Raw genomic sequence first — 12,898 nt, 5'->3', positions numbered from 1 at the left:
CTTTTTTTTCGCTATAAATTGTTGGCATCAACTCACACCAACAATGTTATCAACTTATAGACTAATTAACGGGTAATGTTGGTACCTGAATACCTGACATTTCTAGCATTACTCTAACTACCTGACAGCTGTAACCAAATTCATTGTCATACCATACATACAATACAGCGCGATCGCCATCAACAATCGTTGCTTGAGAGTCAACAACTCCAGCGTATCGAGAGCCAACCAAGTCAGTAGAGACGATTTCAGTTGAAGCCGTATAATCTACTTGATTTTGTAACTTAGAATTTAACGAAATATTACGTAAGTAATCGTTTAACGCTTCTTTATCCGTTGATTTTTTCAAATTCAAATTCATGATAGCCATTGAAACATTTGGTGTTGGTACACGAATCGCATTACCCGTTAACAAACCTTTCAATTCAGGTAATGCTTTAGCAACCGCTTTAGCAGCACCCGTTGTACTAATAACCATATTTAATGGTGCACTACGACCACGACGAGGAGCCGGGTGGTAGTTATCAATTAAGTTTTGATCGTTAGTATATGAATGAACCGTTTCAACGTGACCATTCTTAATACCGAACTCATCGTTAATGGCTTTTAACACAGGTGTAATAGCGTTAGTGGTACAACTTGCTGCAGAAACAATTTTGTCATCCGCTAAAATCATATCTTGATTCACGCCATAAACGATATTTTTAATATCACCTTTAGCGGGTGCTGTTAACAATACCTTAGCAACACCTTTTGATTGTAAATGTTGTCCTAGACCTTCTTCGTCACTCCATACACCGGTGTTATCAACAACTAAAGCGTCATTAATACCATATTGGGTATAGTCGATTTCGCTAGGATTTTTTGCGTAGATGACTTGAATAAATGCACCATTAGCTTTAATGACACTATTTTCTTCATCGATAGTAATACTACCGTTAAAAGCACCATGCACTGAATCACGACGTAATAGGCTGGCACGTTTTGCTAAATCACCTTTACCACTTGGGCGAATAACAATAGCACGTAAATTTAATGTCGAGCAGGGTCCTGCGCGTTCAATTAACAGGCGCGCTAATAAGCGACCGATACGACCAAAACCATAAAGAACAACATCTTTAGACTTTTGTGGGTCAGTATTTTTATTAATTGATACTAATTCTTTTTCTAAAAACTGCTCAATTGACAGACCATTAGCTTTACCAAGAAATAAATAACGGTAGGCCAATTTACCGACATCAATACGTGCTGGCGCTAAATCCATGTGTCTTAATGCATCAATAAAAGGAAAGCTTTCACGTAAACGTAATTTACTGTCTTCATGTAGCGCAACAGATTTATGTGCTTTAATGATATCAATTGCAGAAGCATTAACTAATGGACGACCATAAATAGATACTTCGAGACCTTTGTTTCTGAAAAGTTGCCCTATAATAGGTTGCATATTTTCAGCAAATGTTTGGCGTTCTTGCCAGCTAGCTTGGTATTGTTCCTCAAGATGAGAAGTCATTGCGTAAACCTTTTTATTTCAGTCAATTGAACGATGAGTTATTATTAATATTAGCACTAATAACAATAATAATTAATTGCGGCACTATTGTAATCGAACCTGAAAACTTTCGCCACTAGTTACACATAATATCACGCTCAAATATGGGACAAAAATGAAGACAATAATAGCCTACTTCTCACTAATTTTTTTATTAACCGCTTGTGATAGCAAGCCAAACTTTGCTGAACTTTGTGAAAGTAATTCTGAAATCTGTAATGAATTTCAAGAAGACTCATGGTGTAAACGAGAACGTATTACGGTGGGTTTTTCTAATTTAGAGGAAAAATTGGCTAGTTCAGATCTACATAAATATCATCAACTCATTGCTTACGAAGATTATGCACAATGTATGGTTCATGCCTCAAAAATTGAGCATATTAAATTAAAACATAAACAAACGATGAGAGTTGATAACGCAATTCAAGCACAGAATCGTATCAAAGAAATATCAAAAGAAACAATAACCTCAGATCACCCTCACCTGCTCTACTATCACTGGTCGAGATATATCAACGAAGAATCTTTAAATAAATTTTTAGCACAAGAAGGGACAAAAGCCCTTGAAAATTCAAGGTCGCAATATAACTTAGCAACGCATTATACAAAAAAAGATCCTAAAAAGACCTTAACGTTACTTTATCGAGCTTTGCAATTATACCAGCCAGATCAGAAAATAAATGCAGAAATCTTTCAGTCAATAGCAACGATATTTATAGAAAAGCAAGATGTTAAAAAAGCTTATCTTTGGTTAAGAATTTTACGTTTACATTCGCCAGAAAATAAAGAAGTGACTGAAAAGTCTTTAAATAATTATGTTGTAGGTTATAAATTAAATAAAACATTATTAGATAAAATTGCCAATATAACCTTAGATAAAATTGAAGCAGGAACCTTTGAGTCACCAAAGGTTTAGGTTTAATCAAGAGATTAAACCTTGTCTTTTTAAAGTGCGCTAAACTGTAAACTTAATGAATTAACACAATAACGTTTACCGCTGGGTTGTGGGCCGTCATCAAATACATGACCAAGATGAGAGTCACACGTACTGCAAGTGATTTCTGTACGCATCATTCCAAGGCTGTCATCTTCAATGTAGGCGACATTTGGGCTAATAGCGGCAGAAAAACTTGGCCAACCACAACCCGATTGAAATTTATCCGTTGAAGAAAAGAGCTCCTTTTCACAACAGGCACAATGATAAACACCGGCTAGCCAATGATCGTTATACTCGCCACTGAACGGTTGCTCTGTGGCAGCCAAGCGACATACTCGAAAGGCCTCGGGTGTTAACTTATCTTGATAAGGGTCTTTAGACATATATTTTCACCTTTTTATTTTGAATGACCAAATTCGATCATTTCACGCTCAGGGTCTGACCATTCAACGTGAAATTTCTTTCCTGGTGTTTGATCAACCCGTTCAAAAGTATGAGCACCAAAAAAGTCTCTTTGTGCCTGTAATAAATTTGCAGGAAGAACAGCGGTACGCATAGCATCATAATAGGTTAACGATGAACTTATTGCACTGGTTGAAATTCCCATTAAAGCGGTTTCTGCAACAGTTTTACGCCAATTTAATTGATGAGCATTTAACTGATCAACAAAGAATGCATCTAGCATTAAATTTTCTAACTTCGCATTACGTTTAAAAGCATCGGTAATAGATTGTAAAAATGCTGCACGGATAATACAACCGGCTCGCCATATTTTTGCAATACTGGCAAAATCCAGTTCCCAATCATGCTCTTGCTCCGCTTGCTTCATTAATTGAAAACCTTGGGCATAAGCACAAATTTTCGCACAGTAAATGGCATCATGTAAACGAGCAATAAACGCTGTTTTTTCTTGTGTATTTAAGATCTTAGCCTTAGGACCGTTAAGCAGACTTGAACTCTGCACTCTTAAATTTTTAAATGAAGAGATGGAACGTGCGTACACCGCTTGGGCAATGGTGGGGGCTGGTGTACCTAATTCTAAACTGCTCATCGCAGTCCACAAGCCTGTGCCTTTTTGCCCTGCTTTATCAAGAATCAAATCCACTAGCGGGATGTTATCTTCGGTCACTCTATGGCGAAGTACCTCAACAGATATTTCCATTAAATAACTGTCTAAAGGACCTTGGTTCCATTGTTCAAAAATATCAGCAATCTCATCTGTTGATAAATTTAAACCCGCACGTAAAGTATGATAAGCCTCACAGATAATTTGCATATCCGCATATTCAATACCATTATGAACCATTTTTACATAATGACCCGCCCCAGCTGGGCCAATATAAGCGGTACAAGGTTCACCTTTTTTAATGGTTTCCCCTGGTTTAGTCCGCTCTAAAGGTTTGCCTGTTTCGGCGTCAACCTTAGCTGATATTGCTTCCCAAATAGGTTTAATGCGTGTCCATGCATATGGAGAGCCGCTGGGCATTAAAGCAGGTCCAAATCGAGCGCCGACTTCACCACCTGAGACAGCTGAAGAAAATAAAATAAAGTTATTCTTATATTTTTTCTCACGAGCAACGGTATCAACCCACAGACTATTACCCGTATCAATAATAATATCATCGGGTTGAATACCCGCGCCAATCAAACTCTCAGAGACTTGATCAACAGGAGCACCAGCAGGTACAGAAAGTACAATAAGATGGGGAGTTTTTAATCGCGATAATAATTCTGTATATGATGAGCAACCGTGAACACGTTGCTTATTTTCACCATTTTCCAATTTGTCTTGGGCAATAACGCCAAGCACTTTTTCATTATCTAAATCAAAAGCAGCAATACTGTAACCGTTGTCGGCTAAGTTTAGCACCAAATTTTTACCCATTACACCAAGGCCAATAAAGCCGATGTCACACAAACTATTGTCTTGTGTCATAGTAGAAAGTCCATAAATACTGAGAAATACAATGGCATTTATTCTACCATGAACGAAACTAAGCCACTAGCAATTAAAGTTGACCCAACTCGTAATAAAACGCCCTTTTTATCAAAAAAAGGCCAAATATGACAAGTATCGCTTGTATAAATCTCAAAATGATGTAATTTTACTACATTATTTTCATTTGGAATTTTAACATGACTATTAAAGTTGGCATCAATGGTTTTGGCCGTATCGGTCGTTTTGTATTTAGAGCTGCTGCGCAGAGAAGCGACATTGAAATTGTCGGTATTAATGATTTAATCGACATTGACTACATGGCTTACATGCTTAAGTATGACTCAACGCATGGTCGTTTTAACGGTACGGTAGAAGTTAAAGATGGTCAGTTGATTGTTAATGATAAAGTTATTCGCGTTAGCGCTATCCGTAACCCCGAAGAACTAAAATGGGATGAAATAGATGTTGATGTTGTTGTTGAATCAACCGGTTTATTTCTAACTGATGAGACAGCACGAAAGCATTTGATCGCAGGAGCTAAAAAAGTTGTGCTTTCTGCCCCTTCAAAAGATGACACCCCAATGTTTGTCTGTGGTGTAAACCTCAATGAGTATAAAGGCGAAGATATTGTATCAAACGCCTCATGTACTACTAATTGCCTAGCACCTATTGCTAAGGTTCTTAATGATAATTGGGGAATTGAAAGTGGTTTAATGACGACGGTTCATGCAACTACAGCAACACAAAAAACTGTTGATAGCCCTTCAGCTAAAGATTGGCGTGGTGGCCGTGGTGCAGGACAAAATATAATCCCTTCATCTACGGGTGCTGCAAAAGCGGTTGGTAAAGTTATCCCTGAATTAAATGGCAAACTCACTGGTATGGCCTTTCGTGTACCAACACCAAATGTATCTGTTGTAGATCTGACCGTTAATTTAAAAAGTAGCGCAACCTATCAAGAAATTTGCGATGCGATGAAATCAGCAGCTCATGGTGATTTGCAAGGCATATTAGGCTATACCGAAGATCAAGTAGTTTCTAATGATTTCATTGGCGAAACGTGTACTTCAGTCTTTGATGCGGGTGCGGGTATAGCACTAACCGATAAGTTTGTAAAAATTGTTTCTTGGTACGACAATGAAATTGGTTATTCAAACAAGGTACTTGATTTAGTGGCTTACGTCAGCGCTTATAAAAATTAATATTCTTTAGAAAAAAAGTTATATCAAAAAAGCCAAATATCTTTATTTGGCTTTTTTATTGAGATAAATTTTAGTCAAAGCCCCTTACTTGAACAACCTTGACTAGTCGATTTAAGGCCCTCACCGATAAACATCCCACAAAGATGTTATCTAGCTATAGACTGCCTTTACTTGCCTGTAAAAGGATATGTGAGGATTGATGTCAGGCGGACAATAAGTCGTATAAATAAAAAAGGCTGAAGCACTATCAATAGCGCTTCAGCCTTTTTGGTATTCGCTTTACGCGTTATTTTACATGAGCAAGTGCTTGTTTCGCTAATTCAGTAATTTTAGCCCAATCTTTATTTTTAATTATGTCGTCGGTAACCAACCAAGAGCCACCACAACAAGCAACGTTTGATAAGGCTAAGTAGTCCTTAACATTACTTAAATTGATACCACCTGTTGGACAAAAGCGAATGTCAGGGAATGGTCCGCCCATTGATTGAATCGCTTTAACACCACCAGAAGCTTCTGCGGGGAAAAACTTCAAATGATCATAGCCAAAGTCAATTCCGTCCATCATTTCTGAAATTGATGAAATTCCTGGTATAAGGGCAATATTACCTTCATTACCCGCTTTTAATAAATCTTTTGTTAAGCCTGGACTTATTGCAAACTTAGCCCCTGCTTCTTGACAGCGTTGCAGCATTTCACGATTTGTTACTGTACCAGCGCCAACACAAGCTTCTGGTAACTCTTGCGCGATAATTTTAATGACATCAAGTGCCGCTGGTGTGCGCAAAGTTACTTCTAATACTTTTATGCCAGCAGCGAGTAAGGCTTTAGCAATAGGTAAGGCATCTTCAACATCTTTAATAACAAGAACAGGCACAATAGGCCCCATAGCGAAAATTTCTTTTGGCGATAACTGCCAATTATTTGTTATGGTCATGATTTAGATGTGTCCTTTCATTGAAGATAATTGTTGACGAATATAGGCAGACGCCCCTAACAAACCGGGTTGATTTTCGGTGATCACATACGTCGGAATATTGTTAATAAAACTAGATAGTCGGCCTTTTGTATCAAAACGCTGTCTAAAATTACTGTTTTTGATGAAATCTATAAAACGAGGCACAATGCCACCGGCAATATATACACCACCAAAACAACCTAATGTTAAGGCTAAGTTACCGGCAAAGCTGCCTAAAGTATTACAAAATTGATGCAAGGCTTTTTCACATAGTGGGCATGAGCCATCTATCGCTTTAGCGGAGATTTGTTCAGCTGACAAATTACTTTTTGGCAAGTTATCAATTGACAAAAAAGCTTGATAAATTTGCTCTAACCCTCTGCCACAAAGTAATTGTTCATAGGATATTCTATGCTGCTTAGTTTCAAGTAAATAACTTAATATTTTAATTTCATCTGCATCAACAGGAGCAAAGTCGACATGGCCTCCTTCCCCTCCTAAACAACACCAACCGTCGATGGTCGGTACTAAATTAGCAACACCTAGCCCGGTACCAGGACCACAAATAGAAATAGGCTTGTCGGCAATTGCGACCCCTTCCCCAATTTGCACTTTTTGTGCTTGTGTTAGCAAAGGTACTGCATGTGCTATTGCGGTATAGTCATTTATTAAAAATAACTGACTAATACTCAATGCTTTTTTCAAGGTCGATTGAGAAAATGTCCATGGCAAGTTAGTCATGGTAATTTGATCTGTTTCAACCGGACAAGCAATGGCTAAACATGCATTGATTGTTTTACCTGCAGAGTTATGTAACGCTAAATAAACGCTAATAACATCGGCTAAGCTATCATATTGGTCGCACTGATAAGTTTTAATATCTGAGGTTTGACCATCGTCATTAACTAGGCCAAACCTGATATTAGTCCCGCCAATGTCAGCAACTAAGTTAAGTATTGACTCACTCACGAAGCTTTACCATCAATATCAGTTTCATCAAATAATGAACAAGCACCGGTTTCAGCAGTACTTAAATTACGACGCATAAAACCAAAAAGCTCTCGGCCCATGCCTTGATGATGACCATTGACTTGAAAAATAGCATTGTCACGTTGGGCAAGCTCTGCTTCGTCAACCATTAAGGTTAACTCTCCAGTTTCGCCGTCAACTAAAATCATATCACCGGTTTTCACTTTCGCGATTAAACCGCCATCTAGGGCTTCTGGGCACAAATGAATAGCAGCAGGTACTTTACCTGAGGCGCCAGACATACGCCCATCAGTTACCATAGCGACCTTAAAACCTTTGTCTTGGAGAACACCAAGTGGTGGTGTTAGTTTATGCAATTCAGGCATGCCACGCGCTTTCGGTCCTTGGAATCTAATAACAGCAACAAAATCTTTTTCTAATTCACCCGCATCAAATGCTGCTTGTAATTCATGTTGATCTTCAAAAACGACGGCAGGTGCTTTAATAACAAAACTACCTTCACGCAATGAAGATGTTTTAATGACAGAGACACCTAAGTTCCCCTTAAGAACACGTAAGCCGCCAGTAGCTTTGAACGGGCTTGAAACCGTTGCAATAATAGTATCGTCAAGAGATTTTTCAACACAATCAACCCACTTAAGTTCACCGCTTTCGAGTACAGGTTTTTTAGTGTAGCGTGTTAAACCGCGGCCACAGATAGTTTCAACATCTTCAAAAACTAAACCGCCCTCAATCAATTCTCTAAAGAGTAGTGCCATACCACCAGCTTCTTGAAATTGATTTATATCTGCTTCACCGTTCGGGTAGATACGTGTTAATAGTGGCACTGCTTCAGATAAATCATTAAAGTCTTGGAAGTTAATGATAATACCCGCTGCTTTTGCAAATGCAATAATATGCATGGTTAAGTTCGTTGAACCGCCCGTCGCAAGTAAGGCAACAATTGCATTAACAATTGAACGCTCATCGACCATTTTGCCAATCGGCATATAGTTGCCCGACTGTTGCGTTAAACGAGTTGCTTGACGTGCTGCTGCTTTTGTTAGTTCTTCACGAAGCTGCGTATTCGGTGCGATAAATGAAGCGCCAGGTAAATGAAGTCCCATGACTTCAACAACCAGTTGATTTGAGTTGGCTGTGCCAAAGAAAGTACAAGTACCCGCAGAGTGATAAGAGGCAGATTCAGCCTCAAGCAGCTCTTCTTCGTTGGCTTCACCTTTAGCATATTGCTGGCGAACACGTGCTTTTTCTTTGTTTGGTAAACCTGAAGGCATAGGGCCCGCAGGAATAAATACTGTGGGTAAATGTCCAAAAGTCATACTGGCAATCAACAAGCCCGGTACGATTTTATCACAGATGCCCATCATTAATGCGCCATCAAACATATTATGCGATAAGCCAACCGCTGCAGACATTGCAATAACATCTCGGCTCATTAGGCTTAAATCCATACCCGGTTGGCCTTGAGTAACACCGTCACACATAGCCGGTACACCGGCTGCGAATTGTGCAACACCACCCGCATCTCTCACTGCTGCTTTAATAATCGCAGGATAAGTTTCATAGGGCTGATGAGCAGATAACATATCATTGTAAGCTGAAACAATAGCGATGTCTGAGTGATGTATACCACGTAATGAGGCCTTGTCTTCTTTACCACAAGCAGCAAAACCATGAGCTAAGTTACCACACGACAAACCGGCACGATGGACTGTTTGAGAGCTTTCGGCTTCTATCTTAGCTAAATATTTAGCTCTACTACCTTTACTACGCTCAATAATTTCATTAGTAATAGCGACGATTTTTTCATTCATTTTAATAGTCATATGTTACTCCGCCCAATACACTTGTGTATTGATATCTGGGTTTTGTAAAAATGCCCTTATTGGCATTTCTGTTTGATTGTTACTTGAAAGTGCTTTTTCTAAAACGACCTTTTTACCTGCACCACAAACATGCAAAATAATATTTTTACTCTGCGCTAAATGAGCATAAGTAAAAGTTATACGGTCGTTAGGAGCCGTTTTGGGGACAACCTTCATTAGAGCATCAGTATTATCAAGCGCAAGTGCTGATGATATTTGCTCGCTACAGGGGAATAAAGAAGCGGTATGACCGTCTTCACCCATGCCAAGAATAAGGACATCTAAGGGCAATAACTGGCTTTTAGCATCAGTATTTAATTGCACTAGGGTTGATTGATCACATTCACCCTCTTTTTTAAGGTGAAAAAATTGTGCTGCAGCTGCTTTATTTTTTAACAGGTTTTCATGTACCAAACGGGTATTACTTGCCTCAGACTCAAACTCAACCCAACGTTCGTCCGCTAAAGTGACGGTTACGTTTTGCCAATCAATATCTTTAGTCGATAAAGCCGTAAAAAAACCTTTGGGTGTAGACCCGCCAGAAACAGCTAAGCTTGCTTTGCCTTTCTGGCTCAAAGCGTTTGATAAAATTTCAGCGACAGTATTGGCTAAGGCATTATCTAAATCTGTTCGCTGAGCGAAATTGTTTAATTGGTACATAGTTATTTCCTGAAATTCACGTTATCTCTGAAATTTATTTATTCAACCCACTGGCGATCATCACGAGCGATCATAGAAAGAGAGGCTACGGGTCCCCAAGTTCCAGCAGGATAAGCTTTAGGGGGTTCATTACTTGTCTTCCAGGCTTCGATAATACTATCAGCCCAAGTCCAAGCCGCTTCGACTTCATCACGACTAACAAATAACGATTGATTACCGTTGATAACTTCTAGCATCAATCGTTCGTACGCATCGACAACACGCTGATCTTCATAAGTCTCTGAAAAACTCAAATCAAGCTTATTTTCTTGAATATGCATTTGTGAAGCAATACCTGGAATTTTATTCATCATCTGTAATTCAACGCCTTCGTCAGGTTGTAAACGAATCGTTAACTTATTTGCCGGTAGATCAGCATGGCTATCCTTGAAGATATTATGCGCCTGAGGTTTAAATTGCACTACTATCTCACTGTGCTTTGCAGGCATTCTTTTACCCGTACGAAGGTAAAAAGGCACGCCAGCCCAACGCCAATTATCAATTTCTGCTTTTATAGCAACAAAAGTTTCGGTATCACTTTTTTGATTAGCATCTTTTTCATTTAAGTAACCCGGCACAGGTAAACCATTTAAGTAACCATCGGCGTACTGACCACGAACTGTTTTTTCTTTCACATTCAGGCGATTAATAGGCGCGAGAGCTTTAACTGCCTTTAACTTTTCAACACGAATACTTTCTGCACTTAAATCAGCAGGAGGCTCCATCGCTAAGAGTGATAATATTTGTAATAAATGGTTTTGTATCATGTCGCGCATTTGTCCTGCGTCGTCATAAAAACCCCATCGTCCCTCAATTCCAACACTTTCAGCAACCGTTATCTGTACATGGTCAATACTATTACGGTCCCAGTTATTGGTAAAAAGTGAATTGGCAAAACGCAGTACTAATAGATTCAGTACTGTTTCTTTTCCTAAATAGTGATCGATACGATAAATTTGGTTTTCATTGAAATGACGAGAAACTTGATCGTTAATAACTTTTGATGATGCAAGGCAGTTGCCAATCGGTTTTTCCATCACAACACGGTCAGCGTCAGTAATAAGTTTAGCTGACTTTAAACCGTCGGTAATATCACCATAAATAGCAGGAGGCGTTGAAAAATAATAAACACGTGTATCATGGCCACCTTTTAACGTTGCAGCTAAGTTACTATAAGAGACAGTGTCTTTAAAATCTAACTGTTGATAAACCATACGGCTAATAAAACGAGCAAGTACTTCTTCGTTTAAGCCTTCTTTAACAAACTCAGTAAGATTCTCAATAACAAAAGCCGTAAATTCTTCTACCGAATGGTCTTGTCTGGCGACACCTAAAATTCGACTTTCTATATTTAATAAGCCGGCTTGGTCTAATTGATATAAAGCGGGTAATAATTTGCGACGAGACAAGTCACCAAGTGCACCAAAAATAACAATTTCACTGGCAGACTGAAGATCAGAATTTTTCATAAACAATATCTCTTTTTTTGGCATTCTTTATTGAACACTGATAATAACTAAAATTACCTCATCAATAAAGCTAGCACATATTGTAACTAAACTACATTTATCCATAATTTAACGGGTATATTGGCATCAGTAAAGAACTTTTTGTAATTAAATTACATTTTAGGTATTATGGATAAATAAAAGCTTTACGCGGCAATTTTACTCGAAGTTCATAGTTGGTTAGTGGTTATTCGTATGAAACATTAATTAAAGGTTTGCTAAAAATTGCCAATATGTTTTATATTAGCTGTAATTATGAAATAAATTTTCATTATTCTCGTCATTTAGACAGAAAATTAATTACAATTATTGTAAAAAGTAGGATTGACCGACATGAATATATTAGAAAAGATCGCCGAAGAATTAGATACTTTCAGTAAATCTGAACGTAAGGTGGCAGAGGTAATATTGTCTTCTCCAGGTACCGTTATTCATGCCAGTATCGCTGCTTTAGCTAAACAAGCAAATATCAGTGAGCCTACTGTTAATAGGTTTTGTCGTCGTTTAGATACTAAAGGTTATCCCGACTTTAAACTTCATTTAGCGCAAAGTTTAGCCAATGGTACCCCTTATGTTAACAGGCATGTTGATGAAAACGATACGGCTGATGAATATACAGATAAAATTTTTGAATCAACCATGGCAAATCTTGAATTAGCCCGTAAAAGTTTAGATGCAAATGTGATCAACCGATCTGTTGATGTGTTAACCCAAGCGAACAAAATTTCATTTTTTGGCTTGGGCGCTTCCGCTGTTGTTGCTCATGATGCTTTAAATAAATTCTTTCGCTTTAATGTGCCAGTAGTTTATTTCGATGACATATTAATGCAACGTATGAGTGCTATAAATAGTCGCCAAGGTGATGTTGTTGTTGTAATTTCTCATACGGGACGAACCAAGTCATTGGTTGAGGTCGCCAGTTTAGCAAAAGAAAATGATGCCATCGTTATCGGTATTACAACGGCGGGTAGTCCTCTGGCAAAAGAATGTAATATCGTTTTATCTGTTGATGTTGCTGAAGACACCGATTTATATATGCCTATGTCATCACGTATCGCTCAACTTGCACTGATTGATGTATTAGCAACAGGCTTTACCTTAAGGCGCGGTACAAAATTTAGAGAGAACTTAAAGAAAGTTAAAGACAGTTTACGTAGCTCTCGTTTTGAGCGCAAAGACTAACCAGCATTATCGATGGCGACTAACACTGATTTGTTTATCGTCAAAATTAAACAATATTATAATAAGGATTAA

At 38.3% G+C, this 12,898-nt stretch carries 11 protein-coding genes; 3 read left to right on the top strand and 8 right to left on the bottom strand.

Translation table 11 applies throughout. The features are described from left to right. Positions 1–61 precede the first annotated feature (61 nt). On the bottom strand, positions 62–1,510 hold the full coding sequence (locus H4J67_RS11130; protein ID WP_070373724.1) for a glyceraldehyde-3-phosphate dehydrogenase: 1,449 nt from the start codon (positions 1,508–1,510) through the stop codon (positions 62–64). Between the two features lie 154 nt (positions 1,511–1,664). Between H4J67_RS11130 and H4J67_RS11125 the strand changes: the two genes are divergently transcribed. Further along, a complete protein-coding gene (locus H4J67_RS11125) occupies positions 1,665–2,465 on the top strand; it encodes a DUF2989 domain-containing protein (RefSeq protein WP_182171952.1) in 801 nt (266 codons plus the stop codon). A 29-nt stretch (positions 2,466–2,494) separates the two neighbouring features. On the opposite strand, the gene msrB is transcribed toward H4J67_RS11125, so the two are convergent. Both msrB and gndA read right to left on the bottom strand, forming a co-directional pair. Then, on the bottom strand, positions 2,495–2,869 hold the full coding sequence (gene msrB, locus H4J67_RS11120; RefSeq protein ID WP_182171955.1) for a peptide-methionine (R)-S-oxide reductase MsrB: 375 nt from the start codon (positions 2,867–2,869) through the stop codon (positions 2,495–2,497). 14 nt (positions 2,870–2,883) lie between these two features. Then, complete coding sequence (gene gndA, locus H4J67_RS11115) at positions 2,884–4,422, bottom strand: NADP-dependent phosphogluconate dehydrogenase (RefSeq protein ID WP_182171958.1); 1,539 nt, start codon at positions 4,420–4,422, stop codon at positions 2,884–2,886. Positions 4,423–4,622: 200 nt separating this feature from the next. Between gndA and gap the strand changes: the two genes are divergently transcribed. Then, on the top strand, positions 4,623–5,627 hold the full coding sequence (gene gap / locus H4J67_RS11110; RefSeq protein ID WP_070373727.1) for a type I glyceraldehyde-3-phosphate dehydrogenase: 1,005 nt from the start codon (positions 4,623–4,625) through the stop codon (positions 5,625–5,627). 286 nt (positions 5,628–5,913) lie between these two features. On the opposite strand, the gene H4J67_RS11105 is transcribed toward gap, so the two are convergent. Genes H4J67_RS11105 through zwf form a run of 5 tightly spaced genes read right to left on the bottom strand, consistent with a single transcriptional unit; the run spans position 5,914 to position 11,605 of the window. Then, entirely contained in the window at positions 5,914–6,561 is a 648-nt protein-coding gene (locus H4J67_RS11105; protein ID WP_182171961.1) for a bifunctional 4-hydroxy-2-oxoglutarate aldolase/2-dehydro-3-deoxy-phosphogluconate aldolase, read from the bottom strand. Positions 6,562–6,564: 3 nt separating this feature from the next. Beyond that, on the bottom strand, positions 6,565–7,551 hold the full coding sequence (locus tag H4J67_RS11100) for a glucokinase (RefSeq protein ID WP_182171964.1): 987 nt from the start codon (positions 7,549–7,551) through the stop codon (positions 6,565–6,567). Next, a complete protein-coding gene (edd, locus tag H4J67_RS11095) occupies positions 7,548–9,386 on the bottom strand; it encodes a phosphogluconate dehydratase (RefSeq protein WP_182172083.1) in 1,839 nt (612 codons plus the stop codon). The genes H4J67_RS11100 and edd overlap by 4 nt, the downstream gene beginning before the upstream one ends. Before the next feature lie 15 nt (positions 9,387–9,401). Beyond that, positions 9,402–10,097, bottom strand: coding sequence for a 6-phosphogluconolactonase (pgl, locus tag H4J67_RS11090; RefSeq protein ID WP_182171967.1), 696 nt, complete (start codon positions 10,095–10,097; stop codon positions 9,402–9,404). Positions 10,098–10,135: 38 nt separating this feature from the next. Then, positions 10,136–11,605 (bottom strand): glucose-6-phosphate dehydrogenase, encoded by a 1,470-nt coding sequence (gene zwf / locus H4J67_RS11085; RefSeq protein ID WP_182171970.1) that lies wholly within the window; start codon positions 11,603–11,605, stop codon positions 10,136–10,138. Between the two features lie 372 nt (positions 11,606–11,977). Between zwf and H4J67_RS11080 the strand changes: the two genes are divergently transcribed. Continuing rightward, complete coding sequence (locus H4J67_RS11080; protein ID WP_182171973.1) at positions 11,978–12,826, top strand: MurR/RpiR family transcriptional regulator; 849 nt, start codon at positions 11,978–11,980, stop codon at positions 12,824–12,826. The last annotated feature ends 72 nt before the right edge of the window (positions 12,827–12,898 follow it).

The organism is Colwellia sp. BRX10-4, assembly GCF_014077465.1.
Classification (GTDB): domain Bacteria; phylum Pseudomonadota; class Gammaproteobacteria; order Enterobacterales; family Alteromonadaceae; genus Colwellia_A.
This window is presented reverse-complemented; position numbering and strand designations above follow the sequence as displayed.

Excerpts from the sequence above, each read along its gene's own strand:
- H4J67_RS11130 (WP_070373724.1), bottom strand. The coding sequence starts at position 1,510 with ATGACTTCTCATCTTGAGGAACAATACCAAGCTAGCTGGCAAGAACGC.
- gndA (WP_182171958.1), bottom strand. The coding sequence starts at position 4,422 with ATGACACAAGACAATAGTTTGTGTGACATCGGCTTTATTGGCCTTGGT.
- H4J67_RS11125 (WP_182171952.1), top strand. The coding sequence starts at position 1,665 with ATGAAGACAATAATAGCCTACTTCTCACTAATTTTTTTATTAACCGCT.
- zwf (WP_182171970.1), bottom strand. The coding sequence starts at position 11,605 with ATGAAAAATTCTGATCTTCAGTCTGCCAGTGAAATTGTTATTTTTGGT.
- edd (WP_182172083.1), bottom strand. The coding sequence starts at position 9,386 with ATGAATGAAAAAATCGTCGCTATTACTAATGAAATTATTGAGCGTAGT.
- msrB (WP_182171955.1), bottom strand. The coding sequence starts at position 2,869 with ATGTCTAAAGACCCTTATCAAGATAAGTTAACACCCGAGGCCTTTCGA.
- gap (WP_070373727.1), top strand. The coding sequence starts at position 4,623 with ATGACTATTAAAGTTGGCATCAATGGTTTTGGCCGTATCGGTCGTTTT.
- H4J67_RS11080 (WP_182171973.1), top strand. The coding sequence starts at position 11,978 with ATGAATATATTAGAAAAGATCGCCGAAGAATTAGATACTTTCAGTAAA.
- H4J67_RS11105 (WP_182171961.1), bottom strand. The coding sequence starts at position 6,561 with ATGACCATAACAAATAATTGGCAGTTATCGCCAAAAGAAATTTTCGCT.
- pgl (WP_182171967.1), bottom strand. The coding sequence starts at position 10,097 with ATGTACCAATTAAACAATTTCGCTCAGCGAACAGATTTAGATAATGCC.